This window comes from Salmonella sp. SG203, from assembly GCF_013350575.1.
Classification (GTDB): domain Bacteria; phylum Pseudomonadota; class Gammaproteobacteria; order Enterobacterales; family Enterobacteriaceae; genus Salmonella; species Salmonella enterica.
This window is the reverse complement of sequence record NZ_SNMT01000001.1, coordinates 195,344-211,789: the sequence shown is the minus strand read 5'-3', so window position 1 is coordinate 211,789 and position 16,446 is coordinate 195,344. Positions and strand designations below refer to the sequence as shown.

The window sequence follows — 16,446 nt, the reverse complement described above, 5'->3', positions numbered from 1 at the left end:
ACCATGCTGAAAACGATTCGTAAACACGGTATTACGCTGGCGCTTTTTGCCGCAGGCTCTACGGGATTGACCGCGGTGATTAATCAGATGACAAAATCAACCATCCACGAACAAGCGCTGCAACAACAACATGCCCTGTTCGATCAGGTATTGCCGCCAGATCGTTACAATAATAATCTGCAAGAGAGCTGTTATCTGGTCGATGCGCCCGCCCTCGGCAAAGGCACACACCGTGTTTTTATCGCTCGCAAGGATGATAAACCCGTAGCGGCCATCATTGAGGCCACCGCCCCAGATGGCTATTCCGGCGCTATCCAGCTTATTGTTGGCGCAGATTTCAACGGTACCGTCCTGGGGACGCGTGTGACGGAACATCATGAGACGCCAGGGTTAGGTGATAAAATTGAGCGCCGTTTGTCTGACTGGATTACCCACTTTAGCGGTAAAACCATCAGCGGTGAAAATGATACGCACTGGGCGGTGAAAAAGGATGGCGGTGATTTTGATCAATTTACCGGGGCGACAATAACGCCGCGCGCCGTGGTGAATGCGGTTAAACGCGCCGGGCTGTACGCCGAATCACTGCCCGCTCAGCTCCCCCATTTAACCGCCTGTGGAGAATAACCATGAGCGAAATAAAAGACATTGTTGTTCAGGGGTTATGGAAAAATAACTCTGCTCTGGTGCAGCTACTTGGCCTGTGCCCTTTACTGGCGGTGACGTCTACGGCAACCAACGCTCTGGGGCTGGGTCTGGCCACAACGCTGGTATTAACGCTGACCAACCTTACGGTGTCCGCACTACGTCGCTGGACGCCGGCAGAAATCCGTATCCCGATTTACGTCATGATCATTGCCTCGGTGGTAAGCGCAGTACAGATGCTGATCAATGCGTATGCGTTCGGTTTGTATCAGTCTTTAGGGATTTTTATTCCTCTGATTGTAACGAACTGCATTGTTGTTGGTCGCGCCGAAGCGTTTGCCGCGAAAAAAGGACCGTGGCTTTCCGCGTTGGACGGTTTTTCCATCGGCATGGGCGCGACAGGCGCGATGTTCGTGCTGGGTTCGCTGCGCGAGATCCTCGGGAATGGTACGCTTTTCGATGGCGCGGATAGCCTGCTGGGAGGCTGGGCAAAAGTATTACGGGTCGAGATATTTCACACCGACTCGCCTTTCCTGCTGGCGATGCTGCCGCCAGGCGCGTTTATCGGCCTGGGGCTCATGCTGGCGGTAAAATATCTTATTGATGAAAAAATGAAGAAACGCCGCGCCGAAACCGCGCCTTCCGCTGTTCCGGCAGGTGAAACAGGGAAAGTCTGATGAACAAAGCAAAAAGGCTGGAAATTCTGACGCGCCTGCGCGACAACAATCCGCACCCCACAACGGAACTCAATTTCACGTCGCCGTTTGAGTTGCTGATTGCCGTGTTGCTTTCCGCGCAGGCAACCGACGTCAGCGTGAACAAGGCTACCGCCAAACTTTACCCGGTCGCCAATACACCAGCCGCGATGCTGGAACTGGGCGTAGAAGGCGTGAAATCCTATATCAAAACCATCGGCTTATTTAACAGTAAAGCGGAAAACGTGGTTAAGACCTGCCGTATTTTACTGGACAAGCATAATGGCGAAGTGCCGGAGGATCGGGCGGCGCTGGAAGCGCTTCCCGGCGTGGGGCGTAAAACCGCTAACGTGGTGCTAAATACCGCCTTCGGCTGGCCGACCATCGCCGTTGATACGCATATATTTCGTGTATGCAACCGAACACAGTTCGCGCCGGGTAAAAATGTCGAGCAGGTAGAAGAGAAGTTGCTGAAAGTGGTGCCGAATGAGTTCAAAGTGGACTGCCATCACTGGTTAATTTTGCATGGCCGCTATACCTGTATCGCCCGAAAACCCCGCTGCGGCTCCTGCCTCATTGAAGACCTTTGCGAATACAAAGAAAAAGTCGATATTTGATATGGTCGGAGTGCGTCCGTCACGCCAGCGCGCTCCCACCTTCGGCCTGGATCTATTTTAGCCATCAATCATTCCAGTCTCTGTCCTTTTTCTGATGTAATGTGCTTTCGTTTTCCCTCCACGTCAGGTTAATCATTTTTTTAATCGCAAAAATTTCTATCTATCCGTGATCAGGATCACTTTGATAACTTCATGTAAAATTTAATGACACCTAAGGTTACATTTACAACCGGATAGACTGACGCCCCGTTTTCACTACAAAACATTACTCTGCCATTTTTTCAGATAATGGCCTATATCACTGCTTTTCACCTTAAATAGCAGAAGATATCGCCTTTCACCCAAACTAATGGCCTTTTTGCAGTGTAAAAATCTGCCATTCTTCAAATGAAGAAATTTAACGCTGGATAACATTTCTGACATCGGACGATTCAACCAGAAGAGTTATATGTAACAGATTATTACAAAGCTCTTGTCTGGAGAGGAAAGATAGTGAACATTACCTGCCGTTTCCCCTCCAATATAACAATCGGACGGATGAGTCTGACTCATCACGCGCCAGACAACCCCTGTTAATACGGGGCGTAAAAAAGAGGTAAAAGTGTCTACTGCAAACAAAAAACCAACTGAAAGCGTCAGTTTGAACGCTTTCAAACAACCGAAGGCGTTCTATCTCATCTTCTCGATAGAGTTATGGGAGCGTTTTGGTTATTACGGCCTGCAAGGCATTATGGCCGTCTACCTGGTAAAACAACTGGGTATGTCAGAAGCGGATTCCATCACCCTTTTCTCTTCCTTCAGTGCGCTGGTGTACGGCCTGGTCGCCATTGGCGGTTGGTTAGGTGATAAAATTCTGGGCACCAAACGCGTTATTATGCTGGGTGCCGTGGTGCTGGCTATCGGTTATGCGCTGGTCGCATGGTCTGGTCATGACGCTGGCATCGTCTATATGGGCATGGCGGCTATCGCTGTGGGTAACGGTCTGTTTAAAGCTAACCCGTCTTCCCTGCTGTCTACCTGTTACGCGAAGGACGATCCGCGTCTCGACGGCGCATTTACGATGTATTATATGTCCGTCAACATCGGCTCCTTCTTCTCTATGCTGGCGACGCCGTGGCTGGCGGCGCGTTATGGCTGGAGCACCGCGTTTGCGCTTAGCGTCGTCGGTATGCTGATAACCGTCGTTAACTTTGCTTTCTGCCAGCGCTGGGTGAAAAGCTACGGTTCCAAACCCGACTTTGAACCGATCAACTTCCGTAATCTGCTGCTGACAATCGTGGGTATTGTCGTTCTGATTGCGGTCGCCACCTGGCTGCTGCACAACCAGGATATCGCGCGTATGGTGCTGGGCGTAATCGCTCTTGGCATCGTCATTATCTTCGGTAAAGAAGCGTTTTCCATGCACGGCGCGGCTCGCCGTAAAATGATCGTCGCCTTTATTTTGATGCTGCAGGCGATTATCTTCTTCGTACTGTACAGCCAGATGCCGACGTCGCTGAACTTCTTTGCCATTCGTAACGTCGAGCACTCTATTCTCGGTATCGCGTTCGAACCGGAACAGTATCAGGCGCTGAACCCATTCTGGATCATTATCGGCAGCCCGATTCTGGCCGCTATCTATAACAGGATGGGCGATACGCTGCCGATGCCGATGAAATTCGCCATTGGTATGGTGCTGTGTTCCGGCGCGTTCCTGATTCTGCCGCTGGGTGCCAAATTTGCGAACGATGCCGGCATCGTATCCGTAAACTGGCTGATCGCAAGCTACGGCCTGCAAAGTATCGGTGAGCTGATGATCTCCGGTCTGGGACTGGCAATGGTCGCACAGTTGGTTCCGCAGCGTCTGATGGGTTTCATCATGGGTAGCTGGTTCCTGACAACGGCAGGCGCTAACATCATCGGCGGTTATGTCGCCAACCTGATGGCTGTGCCGAGCGACGTGACTGACCCACTGATGTCCCTGGAAGTCTATGGTCGCGTATTTATGCAGATTGGCATAGCAACCGCCGTTATCGCCGTCCTGATGCTGCTGACAGCGCCTAAGCTGAACCGTATGACCCAGGACGATGATACCGCTGAAAAAGGCTCTAAAGCCGCTACAGTTTAATTTTCCGGGAAACAACATTCAGGCCGCTAACTGTGCGTTAGCGGCTTTTTTTTTGCTCGTCCCCGCACTACCATACTTTAAACCTCAGCAAAAAGGAGTTACCGATGAAACTGTTCTACAAACCGGGTGCCTGCTCTCTTGCTTCCCATATTACCCTGCGCGAAATTGGCAAAGACTTTACGCTTGATGGCGTCGATCTCGCAAAAAAACGCCTGGAAAACGGTGATGATTACCTGGCAGTCAACCCTAAAGGACAGGTTCCGGCTCTGCTACTGGATGACGGCACACTGTTGACTGAAGGCGTCGCCATTATGCAGTACCTCGCCGACAGCGTTCCCGACCGCCAGCTTCTGGCGCCGGTAAGTAGTCTTGCTCGCTATCATACGCTGGAATGGCTCAACTATATTGCAACGGAACTGCATAAAGGCTTTACCCCGCTGTTCCGCCCTGACACGCCGGAAACACTTAAACCCGCCGTTCGCGCCGGTCTGGAAAAGAAATTGCAGTATGTGGATGAGTCGCTTTCAGACGACCAGTGGATTTGCGGCCAGCGTTTTACCATCGCAGACGCTTATCTGTTTACCGTATTGCGTTGGGCCTATGGCGTAAAACTGAATATGGACGGGTTAACGCATATTGAAAGTTATATGCAGCGTGTCGCAAAAAGACCGACCGTTGCGGCAGCGCTTAAAGCGGAAGGACTGAATTAATGTCATGTTGCCGGATAGCTCGCTGTACCGCCATCCGGCCTCTTTTTAGCAGCAATAATTACAGCCGCGTTGCGCTGAAGTAATGTTCAGGGTTAGCGATCCTGTCCTGGGCCGCCACGACCTGCAGTTCGTACTCCTGCATCGTTTTGGTGGCGATCATAATCTCATAGACTGCCGCCGTAACGTGCTCCAGCGCCTGCTGCAACGTCGCGCCCTGCAAAAGTTTGACCAGCAATAAACCACTGGTGACATCGCCAACGCCAACCGGCTGACGTGAGCCGAAATCCACCAGCGGACGGCTAATATGCCAGGCTTCCTGTGCCGTCACCAGCAGCATTTCAAAGCGTTCTGAACTGTAACCGGCGCGGGCGAGATGTTTTACCAGTACAATTTCTGGCCCCTGAGCAATCAGTTCACGCGCCGCCTGCACGGCGTCATTCACATTATTCACGCTATGTTTGCTGAGAATTTCCAGTTCAATCAGGTTAGGCGCGATAATATCGCTGGCGGGTAACGCATAACGCACATGGAACTCTGCGACGCCAGGCGCCACGATACAGCCCTTTTCCGGATGCCCCATCACGGGGTCGCAGAAATATTTTGCCTGCGGATTTGCCGCTTTAACCTGGCGCACAATACCGAGAATGTGTTCTCCCTGCTCGGCAGATCCCAGGTAACCGCTAAGTACGGCGTCGCAGTGCGCTAACTGGCCAATGTCCGCAATCCCCTGGACAATCTCAGTCAGATGGCTGGGCGGCATGACACAGCCGGTCCATTTACCATATTGCGTGTGGTTAGAAAACTGAACGGTATTCAGCGGCCAAACATTCGCGCCAAGACGGCGCATGGGAAATTCGGCGGCGCTGTTGCCCGCATGTCCGAAAACAACATGGGACTGGATAGCGAGGATATTCTTCATTTTTTTACCTGAACATCAAAAATAAGGGAGTGATTTCTCACTCCCTGTTACTTAATGCCTTATTTCCAGCAAATCAGACAATAGTTCTTTTTGCCGCGACGTAATAAGGTGTAGCGGCCAAACAGACGGTCCTCATCGTTAAAGATGTATTCAGGATCGGATTGTTTTTCACCATTGATAGTGACAGCGTTGGAGGCGATAGTCTTACGCGCCTGACCACGCGACGGCTGGAGTTCGGCGTCTACCAGCGCTTGCATCAGGTCGGCGCCTTTTTCCATTTCAACCATCGGTACGCCGTCTTGCGCCAACTGCTCAAAGTCAGCTTCGCTCAGCGCGCTCAGTGAACCGCTGAACAGGCATTCAGTGATCCGTTTCGCCGCGACCAGCCCCTCTTCACCATGAACCAGGCGCGTCACCTGCTCGGCCAGCACATACTGCGCGCGCGGCGCTTTACCGCTGTTTTTATCTTCTTCTTCCAGGGCATTGATCTCTTCAATGTCCATAAAAGTGAAGAATTTCAGGAAGCGATAAACATCGGCATCTGCGGTGTTAATCCAGAACTGGTAGAATTTGTACGGACTGGTTTTCTTCGGATCCAGCCAGACAGCGCCGCCTTCGGTTTTACCGAATTTCGTGCCGTCAGCTTTGGTGATCAGCGGAACGGTCAAACCAAATACCTGATTCTGGTGCAGGCGACGGGTCAGGTCGATACCGGAAGTGATGTTCCCCCACTGGTCAGAACCGCCAATCTGTAAGGCAACGCCGTGCAGTTTATTCAGACAAGCGAAGTCGTACCCCTGTAGCAGGTTATAAGAGAACTCCGTGAAAGAGATACCCTGATCGTCACGGTTCAGACGCTGCTTCACCGCTTCTTTGTTGATCATCTGATTAACGGAAAAATGTTTACCGATATCGCGCAGGAAAGTCAGCACATTCATGCTGCCGAACCAGTCATAGTTATTGGCCGCGATGGCGGAGTTTTCGCCGCAATCAAAGTCCAGGAATGGGGCAACCTGTTTACGAATTTTCGCCACCCACTCCTGAACGGTCTCTTCAGTGTTCAGTTTACGCTCGGCAGCTTTAAAGCTCGGGTCGCCAATCAGACCGGTCGCGCCGCCTACCAGCGCAACAGGTTTGTGCCCTGCCTGCTGGAAGCGTTTCAGGCATAACAATGGAACCAGATGCCCCAAATGCAAGCTGTCAGCGGTAGGATCGAAGCCGCAATAGAGCGCGATCGGGCCTTGCGCCAGTCGCTCTGCCAACGCGTCTTCGTCCGTCACCTGGGCTACCAGCCCCCGCTCTTGCAATTGTTTAATCAAGTTACTGCTTGCCATCAAAATCTCCATGTATAAAACGACTGCACCTTTGCCGGTACACGACTTTTCGCCAGACGCGAAAGAGACATAGCATAAAACGGCGGATTCATCCGCACCAGTGCTTAAAACAAGATTTTTGCATCTTTAGGGCGCAAGACGGTCGATTTTCCATGCGCCGTCGTCGCGTTGGTATAAAAAGCGATCGTGCAGACGATGTTCGCCGCCCTGCCAGAACTCCATCTGTTCGATACTCACGCGAAAACCACCCCAGAAGCTGGGTAACGGCACTTCGCCCTGTTGAAACTTCTGCTTGAGCTCCAGGAATTTGCTTTCGAGGATACCGCGCGCGGAAATGCGGCTGGATTGTTTAGAGACCCATGCGCCGATCTGGCTGTCGCGCGGACGGCTGTGGAAATACCTCACCACCTCAAGAGTGGAGAGACGCTCGGCTTTGCCTGTCACCATCACCTGGCGTTCAAGCATATGCCAGGGAAATAACAGGCTGATACGCGGATTGTGCTCAATTTGATGCGCCTTGCGGCTTCCCAGGTTGGTATAAAAGACCAGGCCTTTTTCATCATAATGCTTGAGCAACACAATACGCTGGTACGGTTGCCCCTTGTCATCTACGGTCGCCACGACCATTGCCGTCGGATCGGCCAGTCGCGCGTCGCACGCTTGCCCAAGCCAGCGCTCAAATAAGGTTAACGGTTCAGCGGGTAAATCGCGGCGACGCAAGCCGCCTTTCGTATATTCACGGCGCAGATGCGCGATCTGCTGCAATTGGTCGTTATCAGACATGGCGTTGATCAGAAATAATCAGTGGGTGGCGCTATTGTGCGCCCCCATACTGAAAATCTCAACGCTTCGGATTTTGTAACTGACAGTTATTAAGCACAATTCTGTCTCGCTTATAGACCGTGGCGCTCTCGCCTTGCGACCAGAAAACATAAATCCCGTCGGTATAACGCGCGCCCGAGGCCGAGATTCCTTGCTTCAGGGTCAGCAGCTTATTGTCATAAACAAAACTGACCTCTTCACGCGGGTTATTGACTTTAACGGTAAGCGGCTTCTCATCACACTGGTATTCCAGCGTATCCGTTTGCATACGTTCAACAAATTGTTGATAAACGCTACAGCCGGTCAGCAGCACAGGTAAACACATTATTGCGATCTTTTTCATAGGCATATCCCGAAAGCTCTCCTGCTTCTGGAAGGGCAAACGCCCCTTCCTGACCTTGCTAGTTTACCGATATAGGGTCCGGGAAAAATTCAGTTAACTCTGAGTTATTGGGTTAGCCGGGTAAATAGCGCCTAAAACACTGGCTTCTGTAGCCCCCGTCACGGAAGGTAAGTTTCCCGGCAGGCCCGCGAGCGTTCGCCAGGCAAGCCAGGCAAAGGCCAGCGCTTCCATATCATCGCCGCTGATCCCCGCCTTATCGGTGGTCGAAACCTCGATACCGGGCAACAGCGCCGCCAGACGGGCCATCACTAACGGATTCCGGCTTCCGCCGCCACAGACCATCAGCCGCTCGCAGCCGCCGTTGAGCAGCACCTGTTGGGCGATGGAGACCGCCGTCAGCTCCGCCAGCGTGGCCTGTACATCGCGCGCGTCTGCGCCAGGGAAAGCCGCAAGATGGCGCTCTAACCAGCCATAGTTGAAATATTCGCGTCCTGTACTTTTGGGCGCCGACGCAGCAAAGTACGGATCGCGCAACATCTTTTGCAGCAATGGAAGAATAACCTGACCTTCTTTCGCCCATGCCGCGTCTTTGTCGTAGGGCTGCGCGCATTGTCGCCAAATCCACGCATCCATCAACATATTACCCGGCCCCGTGTCGTACCCGCGCACCGCCTGTCCGGGGAAAAGCAGAGATAAATTGGCGATGCCGCCGATATTCAGGACCATACGTTTTTCCGTCGGATGTCCCAACAGCGCGTGATGGAAAGCGGGCACCAGCGGCGCGCCTTGTCCGCCCAGCGCAATATCCCGCCGCCGAAAATCGCCGACCACTGTAATCCCCGTATGGGCGACGATGTGATTATTATCGCCAATTTGCAGCGTATGCGGGGCCTCGCCGGTCGGCTCATGCCAGACCGTTTGCCCATGACAACCAATGGCGACGATATCCCGCGGCTGCAAACGTTGTTGCGCTAACAGCGCATTAACCGCCTGTGCAAAAAGCCGGCCTAACTGGGTATCCAGCTGGCCGAGTTGCGAGAGCGTAAGCGGTTGTCCCTGGCAAATATCGAGAATGCCTTTTTTCAGATGAACGGGAATGGGCCAGGTGAGACTTGCCTGTTGCGCAACCATAGTTTCATCAATTGCCGCCAGTACAACATCCACGCCATCAAGGCTGGTTCCGGACATAACGCCAATAAAACGGCCCGATTTCATACCTCTTCCTTTTAAGCTGGGTTAAGCCTTAACACTCGGCATAACGTATTTTGTAATGCTATGCCCACGTCACGTTTTTTGCCGTGTCGTCCACGGATATCAATGACCTATCTTTTCTTGCTTCCGACTTCGTTTAAGATTGGTTAATTAACTTCTGATTATGATTTTTACATTCTTTCAGCAGAAGATATGACCTTAACTGCATAAATGCCATATAATTTAGCTATAGGGATGCTGACATAGCGTTTCGTGAAGAACAGGAGATGGGTAAATGATTAAACGTGTACTGGCCGTTTCACTGATGGGGTTATCCTTAGCTGGGTGTGTTAACAATGATAGCCTTTCGGGTGATGTTTATACCGCATCCGAGGCTAAACAAGTTCAGAATGTAACGTACGGTACTATCGTTAACGTTCGTCCGGTTCAAATTCAGGGCGGTGATGATTCTAACGTGATTGGCGCTATCGGCGGCGCGGTGTTGGGCGGATTCCTCGGCAACACTATCGGCGGCGGTACGGGTCGTTCACTGGCGACCGCGGCAGGCGCGGTGGCTGGTGGCGTAGCGGGCCAGGGCGTCCAGAGCGCAATGAATAAAACCCAGGGTGTGGAACTGGAAATTCGTAAAGACGATGGCAACACCATTATGGTTGTGCAGAAACAAGGAAATACGCGTTTCTCGGCAGGTCAGCGTGTCGTGCTGGCCAGCAACGGCAGCCAGGTTACCGTCTCTCCACGCTAAACCAGGCTTTACGTGTGGTCACATGGCCACACGTATGCCCCTGCACCTCAATCGTGAGAGTGCAATTCCATAATATTGTGTTCAAGTTTGGCGATAAGTTTAATCAGAAGCTCAATCTCCTCTGAAGAAATCCCAGCCAAAATTTCACCGCGCGTTTTATGAATGACCGCTTCCATCTCAGCGATCAGCGGCTCCGCTTTCTCGGTCAGTTTAATGCGCTTAGCGCGACGATCGCTGGCGCAGGTTTGCCGCGAAATTAGCCCCTTATCTTCAAGTTGATCCAACGTGCGTACCAGCGATGGCTGCTCAATGCCTATCGCTTTAGCCAATTGAATCTGCGACTGGTCAGGCGGCAATTGATGAATATTGTGCAACGTGACCCAATGTGTCTGCGTCAATTCCAGAGGCTTGAGGCGATGGTCAATCAGAGCACGCCAAATGCGCACCAACCGTGCCAGATCAGAACCTAGTGGCGATTCCAATTTCATCTCCTTATAATTAGCTTGCTAAGTTATTATGCTGATTTTAGAATAGTGTGCAGTATTTGTATTCTCAAAACAAATGTATTGCTAAATTTGCTTACCAATAGACATTTTTTCAGACATAGTGCGCACTTGGCACCTGTAGCTTCAGTTTTGGCTAAAACTAAAGCATCGATGTCTGACGCAAAGGAACATTGCTTGTGAAGTGTATACTCAACGCCACAGGATTGCCCTTACAAGATCTCATGTTGGGAGCATCTGTTTACTTTCCGCCATTCTTTAAAGCCTTTGCGCTTGGGTTCGTTATCTGGTTGTTTATTCACCGACTCCTGCGTGACCGGATATACTCTGATGAAATCTGGCATCCCCTGTTAATGGATCTCTCCCTCTTTACGCTTTGCGTATGTCTGGGCCTCGTTTTACTGATCGCGTGGTAAATATGTCGTTAAAAACAATAAAATATTTTTCTACTCTCATTGTCGCCGTCGTCGCCGTTCTGGCCGCGTGGTGGCTATGGAATTACTATATGCAGTCACCGTGGACGCGCGATGGTAAAATCCGCGCGGAACAGGTCAGCGTAACGCCACAGGTTTCTGGCAGCATTACCCAACTCAATATCAAAGATAATCAGTTCGTCAACGCCGGGGACGTTCTCTTTGTCATTGATAAAACGCCCTTCCATATTGCAGAACTTAACGCGCAGGCGCAGTTGGCCAAAGCGCAGTCCGATCTGGCAAAAGCGAATAATGAAGCCGATCGACGTCGACATTTATCGCGTAACTACATCTCTGCTGAAGATCTGGATAGCGCCAATCTGAATGTTAAAGCGATGCAGGCCAGCGTAGATGTCGCACTGGCAACGTTAAAACAGGCGCAGTGGCAGCTTAGCCAGACGGAAGTAAAAGCGCCGGTATCCGGCTGGGTGACCAACCTTTCCACGCGTACCGGTGATTATGCCAGCACCGGTAAGCCACTTTTCGCCCTGGTAGATAGCCATTCATTTTATGTAATGGGATATTTCGAAGAAACCAAACTACGCCACATCCGCGAAGGTGAGCCTGCATTAATAACACTGTATAGTGGCAATGTTAAGTTACAGGGTCACGTTGGCAGTATCGGGCGCGCTATTTACGACCAAAGCGTGGAAAGCGACTCCGGTTTAGTGCCCGATATCAAACCCAACGTACCGTGGGTACGTCTGGCGCAACGCGTACCGGTACGTATCGAATTTGACGCTTTGCCGCAGGATATCACGCTCGTCTCCGGCACTACCTGCAGCGTAGCCATTGGACAGCGGTAATGAAACTCTCCCTGCCGGCCCTGCGAAATACGCCCTGGTTTAAAGCGACCTCCGGCCAGTGGCGTTACGCGTTGCGCAATACCATTGCCATGTGTCTCGCGCTGACATTCGCTTATTATCTCAATCTGGATGAGCCCTACTGGGCGATGACTTCGGCCGCAGTGGTGAGCTTTCCGACCGTAGGCGGCGTAATCAGTAAAAGTCTGGGGCGTATTGCCGGGAGTTTACTCGGCGCGACCGCCGCGTTAATTATTGCCGGCCATACGCTGAATGAACCCTGGTTGTTCTTATTTAGCATGGCCGCCTGGATCGGTTTTTGTACCTGGGCCTGCGCGCATTTTACCAATAATGCCGCTTATGCTTTCCAGTTGTCCGGCTACACGGCGGCGATCATCGCGTTCCCGATGGTTAATATTGTAGAAATCACGCAGTTGTGGGATATCGCCCAGGCACGTGTATGTGAAGTTATCGTCGGCATCCTCTGTGGCGGCATGATGATGATGATCCTACCCAGCACATCGGATGGTACCGCCCTGCTCACCGCGTTGAAAAACATGCATGCGCGCTTGCTGGAACATGCCAGTCTACTGTGGCAGCCGGAGACTACTGACGCTATCCGCTCCGCGCATGAGGGGGTCATTGGGCAAATCCTGACCATGAACCTGCTGCGTATTCAGGCCTTCTGGAGTCACTACCGTTTTCGCCGCCAGAATGCATTGCTAAATGCATTGTTACACCAGCAATTACGGCTAACCAGCGTGATCTCCAGTCTGCGTAGAATGCTTTTAAACTGGCCGACGCCGCCGGAAAACAGCCGCGAAGTCATTGAACAACTCTTAGCTGAGTTGGCAAAACCGCGCGCGGACAGCTACACCGTGGCGCGGATTATTGCGCCGCTACGCCCGCAGGATGAACAGGATTATCGTCACCTCGCGTTCTGGCAGCGATTACGCTATTTTTGCCACTTATATCTGCGCAGCAGCCGCCAGTTATATCTGATCGAAAGCGGCGCGCCGGTGGATCAAATCCATATCCGCCGCACTCCCGGCCTTGCGCGGCATACGGATAACGCAGAGGCCATCTGGAGCGGCGTGCGTACCTTTTGCACGCTCACGGTGATTGGCGCCTGGAGTATTGGCGCGCAATGGGAATCCGGGCCCGGCGCATTAACCCTGGCGGCGATCAGTTGCGTCCTCTACTCCATCGTCGCCACGCCGTTTAAGTCGCTTTCCTTATTGATGCGTACTTTAGTGCTGCTGTCCTTATTCAGCTTCGTGGTGAAATTTGGCCTGATGGTGCAAATCACCGATCTGTGGCAATTCTTACTTTTCCTTTTTCCGCTGTTCGTCACGATGCAACTGCTTAAACTGCAGATGCCTAAGCTGGCGGGACTGTGGGGGCAGCTTATCGTTTTTATGGGCTCATTCATCGCCGTGACCAATCCACCGGTGTACGACTTCGCCGACTTCCTTAACGATAATACCGCCAAGATCGTCGGCGTCGCGATTTCCTGGCTGGCGTTTGCGATTTTGCGCCCCGGTTCCGATGCCGTAAAAAGCCGCCGCCATATCCGCGCGCTACGCCGGGATTTCGTCGATCAGCTTAGCCGTCACCCTTCCCATAACGAAAGCGAGTTTGAATCGCTGACCTATCATCACGTCAGTCAGCTCAGCAATAGCCAGGATGCGCTGGCGCGCCGGTGGTTATTACGTTGGGGAGTGGTGCTGCTGAACTGCTCGCATGTGGTGTGGCAGCTGCGCGCCTGGGAGTCGCGTTCCGATCCGCTTTCCCGGGTGCGGGATATTTGTATATCCCTGCTGCGCGATGTGATGAGCGAGCGCGGCGTACAGCAACGCCCGCTTGCCGTTACGCTACAGGAACTACAGCGTATCTGCGACACGCTCGCACATCATCATCAACCCGCCGCGCATGAGCTGGCGGCGATTATCTGGCGTTTACACTGTTCGCTGTCGCAGCTGGAACAGGCTCCAGCGCAGGGAACACTGTCTCCGGGTTATTTAATGACGCCGCAGGCGTAACGCGTTCCGCCGCCGCCGAGCGGTTTCGGCTGATCGGACATGTTATCGCCGCCCACATGGATCATGAGCGCTTTATCTTTCACTTCATCAAGAGACTTCAGACGCGGCGCAGTAACCGGTTCGGTGGCGATACCATCATTATTAACGACTAACACCGGGAGGTCGCCCAGATGCCCCTGACCTTCCGGTCCTTCATGCTTACCGGTATTTTGTGGGTCCAGATGACCACCAGCGGCTTCTGCGGCAACCGCTTTGCCGTCTTTAATCGCGGGCTGGCAGCTACCTTTGGCATGAATGTGAAAACCATGCTCGCCCGGCGGCAACGCTTTAAGGTGTGGGGTAAATTTTAAACCGCCTTCGGTTTCATCGATGACGACGGTGCCGATAGACTGTCCTACGCCTTGCGCCGTCACCAGATTCATCTCTACTTTCTCGCTGGCGGCCTGCGCACCCGCACAGGCCAGCAGCGTCACCATCGCTAAACTTAATCGCTTCATAAAACCTCCGTTACATGTGGTCGCCTGTTAAGTGTAAACCACTGGCGAAAACATGTACGGAAAGTCAACGAGTTGGCGATTACGGCACGTCATAACCCAGTGCCGCCTTGCGGATTCGGAACCACTGTTGACGCGACAATGACAGCGTTTCCGCTTCTAGTGCGGCACGTACGCGTTCGATTTTACCCGAGCCAATAATCGGCAGCGGCTGCGACGGCAAACGTAAAATCCAGGCATAGACCACCTGTTCAATAGAACTGGCGTTGAGTTCTTGCGCGATAACGGAAAGTTCCTGGCGCAACGGCTGATAAGCCTCATCATTAAACAGCCGACCGCCGCCAAGACATGACCAGGCCATCGGACGAATACGCAGTTGCTGTAATTGATCTAATGTGCCGTCCAGCAACAAAGGCTGGTGAACCGGCGAGATCTCCACCTGGTTGGTCGCCAGGGTGAACGGCAGGCGCGATTGCAGCAACGTAAATTGCGCTGGCGTAAAATTAGAAACGCCAAAATGGCGCACTTTGCCGCTTTGATGCAGATGTTGAAACGCCTCGGCGACGTCATCCGCATCCATTAACGGATCGGGACGGTGAATTAACAACATATCCAGATAATCTGTCGCCAGATTCTTTAATGACTGTTCGGCGCTCAGAATAATATGGCGGCGATCGGTAATATAATGACCGAGCCTATTTTCCGCTCTGGCGGTGATCGCAATACCGCATTTGGTAACGATTTGCAGTTTTTCCCGCAAATGCGGCGCCAGCGTTAGCGCCTCGCCAAACGCCGCTTCGCACTGATAACCGCCATAAATGTCCGCATGGTCAACGGTAGTGACGCCCAAATCCAGATGTTCTTCGATAAAACTCACTAACTGACGCGCGGACATATTCCAGTCCATCAAACGCCAGTAACCCATGACAAAACGCGAAAACTCCGGGCCTTGTGGAGCGATGGTGACACGCTGAACCATAACAGATTCCTCATAGAGAATAATGAGGTTGAGTATACGCAATTCCGCGTTTAAAAGAGTGAAGGTTGTTGAGGATCTTCCGATGGGAGAGGCTTATTTGCGCGTATTTTACGCAAGAAACGCTGGCGACAAAGCCGCAGTACATTTTGTTTCTCGGCATCGCTCATTTTTTGCCAGTTAAAGCGTTCGTCGCGGCTGCGCATACATCCCCGACAAAAGCCACGCTCATCAGACTGGCAGATACCGCGACATGGGCTTGCTACAGGAAAAAACTCCAACTGCTCGGCCACATCCCCTCCTCAACGTTTGGCGCTTATGACTATTGAAGACGCTAACTGACATTATGGCAACTCTGCTTGCAGTAGACCGACTGGTCTACTATACTGCCTGCTATGAATAAGCAAACCGAACACGATACCCGCGAACATCTGCTGGCCACCGGCGAGCAGCTTTGTATGCAACGGGGTTTTACCGGCATGGGGCTTAGCGAGTTGCTCAAAACCGCCCAGGTGCCTAAAGGGTCGTTTTATCACTACTTTCGCTCGAAAGAAGCCTTCGGCGTCGCCATGCTTGAGCGACATTACGCCTGCTATCATCAGCGTCTTACGGCGCACTTCACCTCCGGTCCCGGTAATCATCGCGATCGTCTTCTCGCCTGGTATCAGGAAACGTTAAAGCAGTTTTGCCAGCAAGGCGCCATCAGCGGTTGCCTGACGGTGAAACTGTCAGCGGAGGTCTGCGATCTGTCGGAGGATATGCGCTCTACGATGGATAAAGGGGCGCAGGAGATCATGGCACTGCTTGCACGCGCGCTGGAAGATGGCCGTAATAGCCACTGTTTACATTTCACCGGCCAGCCGTTGCCACAGGCGCAGGTACTTTATGCTCTGTGGCTGGGCGCCAATTTGCAGGCAAAAATATCCCGTAGCGCCGCGCCGCTGGAAAATGCGTTGGCGCATGTTAAGACCATCATTGCAACGCCTGAGCAGTAACAGGCGTTTTTATTTCC

19 protein-coding genes are annotated in these 16,446 nt (G+C 52.4%); 10 read left to right on the top strand and 9 right to left on the bottom strand.

The features are described from left to right. Positions 1-3 precede the first annotated feature (3 nt). From rsxG to gstA, 5 genes are all read left to right on the top strand, one after another. The gene (gene rsxG / locus HV477_RS01130) at positions 4-624 is read left to right on the top strand and encodes an electron transport complex subunit RsxG (protein ID WP_000920822.1); all 621 of its coding nucleotides are present in this window, start codon (positions 4-6) and stop codon (positions 622-624) included. Between the two features lie 2 nt (positions 625-626). Continuing rightward, positions 627-1,319, top strand: coding sequence for an electron transport complex subunit E (locus tag HV477_RS01125; protein WP_001289628.1), 693 nt, complete (start codon positions 627-629; stop codon positions 1,317-1,319). Beyond that, complete coding sequence (gene nth, locus HV477_RS01120; RefSeq protein WP_020438082.1) at positions 1,319-1,954, top strand: endonuclease III; 636 nt, start codon at positions 1,319-1,321, stop codon at positions 1,952-1,954. Before HV477_RS01125 ends, nth begins: the two co-directional genes overlap by 1 nt. A 601-nt stretch (positions 1,955-2,555) precedes the next feature. Further along, complete coding sequence (dtpA, locus tag HV477_RS01115; RefSeq protein WP_000100911.1) at positions 2,556-4,061, top strand: dipeptide/tripeptide permease DtpA; 1,506 nt, start codon at positions 2,556-2,558, stop codon at positions 4,059-4,061. Between the two features lie 104 nt (positions 4,062-4,165). Next, the gene (gene gstA / locus HV477_RS01110) at positions 4,166-4,771 is read left to right on the top strand and encodes a glutathione transferase GstA (RefSeq protein ID WP_000765727.1); all 606 of its coding nucleotides are present in this window, start codon (positions 4,166-4,168) and stop codon (positions 4,769-4,771) included. A gap of 58 nt (positions 4,772-4,829) precedes the next feature. Here the strand turns inward: gstA and pdxY are convergent, their stop codons facing one another. The 5 genes from pdxY to anmK form a co-directional block, all read right to left on the bottom strand. After that, a complete protein-coding gene (gene pdxY / locus HV477_RS01105) occupies positions 4,830-5,690 on the bottom strand; it encodes a pyridoxal kinase PdxY (RefSeq protein WP_000789736.1) in 861 nt (286 codons plus the stop codon). 59 nt (positions 5,691-5,749) lie between these two features. Next, complete coding sequence (gene tyrS, locus HV477_RS01100; protein WP_000168626.1) at positions 5,750-7,024, bottom strand: tyrosine--tRNA ligase; 1,275 nt, start codon at positions 7,022-7,024, stop codon at positions 5,750-5,752. A 126-nt stretch (positions 7,025-7,150) separates the two neighbouring features. Further along, positions 7,151-7,807, bottom strand: coding sequence for a pyridoxamine 5'-phosphate oxidase (gene pdxH, locus HV477_RS01095; RefSeq protein WP_001282334.1), 657 nt, complete (start codon positions 7,805-7,807; stop codon positions 7,151-7,153). A 58-nt stretch (positions 7,808-7,865) separates the two neighbouring features. Further along, complete coding sequence (mliC, locus tag HV477_RS01090) at positions 7,866-8,195, bottom strand: C-type lysozyme inhibitor (RefSeq protein WP_001132086.1); 330 nt, start codon at positions 8,193-8,195, stop codon at positions 7,866-7,868. 87 nt (positions 8,196-8,282) lie between these two features. Next, entirely contained in the window at positions 8,283-9,404 is a 1,122-nt protein-coding gene (anmK, locus tag HV477_RS01085) for an anhydro-N-acetylmuramic acid kinase (RefSeq protein WP_023220917.1), read from the bottom strand. 271 nt (positions 9,405-9,675) lie between these two features. Between anmK and slyB the strand changes: the two genes are divergently transcribed. Beyond that, complete coding sequence (gene slyB, locus HV477_RS01080; protein WP_000597179.1) at positions 9,676-10,143, top strand: outer membrane lipoprotein SlyB; 468 nt, start codon at positions 9,676-9,678, stop codon at positions 10,141-10,143. A gap of 47 nt (positions 10,144-10,190) precedes the next feature. On the opposite strand, the gene slyA is transcribed toward slyB, so the two are convergent. Further along, entirely contained in the window at positions 10,191-10,631 is a 441-nt protein-coding gene (slyA, locus tag HV477_RS01075) for a transcriptional regulator SlyA (protein WP_000764551.1), read from the bottom strand. 194 nt (positions 10,632-10,825) lie between these two features. Here slyA and HV477_RS01070 point away from each other — a divergent pair, with 194 nt between their 5' ends. The 3 genes from HV477_RS01070 to HV477_RS01060 are packed head-to-tail and all read left to right on the top strand — an operon-like array spanning position 10,826 to position 13,964. Further along, positions 10,826-11,062, top strand: coding sequence for a DUF1656 domain-containing protein (locus HV477_RS01070; RefSeq protein ID WP_000649755.1), 237 nt, complete (start codon positions 10,826-10,828; stop codon positions 11,060-11,062). A gap of 2 nt (positions 11,063-11,064) precedes the next feature. Beyond that, the gene (locus HV477_RS01065) at positions 11,065-11,925 is read left to right on the top strand and encodes an HlyD family secretion protein (protein ID WP_001538147.1); all 861 of its coding nucleotides are present in this window, start codon (positions 11,065-11,067) and stop codon (positions 11,923-11,925) included. After that, on the top strand, positions 11,925-13,964 hold the full coding sequence (locus HV477_RS01060) for an FUSC family protein (RefSeq protein WP_023240032.1): 2,040 nt from the start codon (positions 11,925-11,927) through the stop codon (positions 13,962-13,964). The genes HV477_RS01065 and HV477_RS01060 overlap by 1 nt, the downstream gene beginning before the upstream one ends. On the opposite strand, the gene sodC2 is transcribed toward HV477_RS01060, so the two are convergent. The 3 genes from sodC2 to HV477_RS01045 all read right to left on the bottom strand — a co-directional run bounded on the left by sodC2 (position 13,940) and on the right by HV477_RS01045 (position 15,727). After that, complete coding sequence (gene sodC2 / locus HV477_RS01055) at positions 13,940-14,461, bottom strand: superoxide dismutase [Cu-Zn] SodC2 (RefSeq protein WP_000826818.1); 522 nt, start codon at positions 14,459-14,461, stop codon at positions 13,940-13,942. The two genes, HV477_RS01060 and sodC2, sit on opposite strands and share 25 nt — an antisense overlap. Positions 14,462-14,540: 79 nt before the next feature. After that, positions 14,541-15,437 (bottom strand): aldo/keto reductase family oxidoreductase, encoded by an 897-nt coding sequence (locus HV477_RS01050; protein WP_079898980.1) that lies wholly within the window; start codon positions 15,435-15,437, stop codon positions 14,541-14,543. 50 nt (positions 15,438-15,487) lie between these two features. After that, positions 15,488-15,727 (bottom strand): DUF1289 domain-containing protein, encoded by a 240-nt coding sequence (locus HV477_RS01045; RefSeq protein ID WP_001538148.1) that lies wholly within the window; start codon positions 15,725-15,727, stop codon positions 15,488-15,490. Between the two features lie 102 nt (positions 15,728-15,829). Between HV477_RS01045 and HV477_RS01040 the strand changes: the two genes are divergently transcribed. After that, a complete protein-coding gene (locus HV477_RS01040) occupies positions 15,830-16,429 on the top strand; it encodes a TetR/AcrR family transcriptional regulator (RefSeq protein ID WP_001041823.1) in 600 nt (199 codons plus the stop codon). Positions 16,430-16,446: the final 17 nt, after the last annotated feature.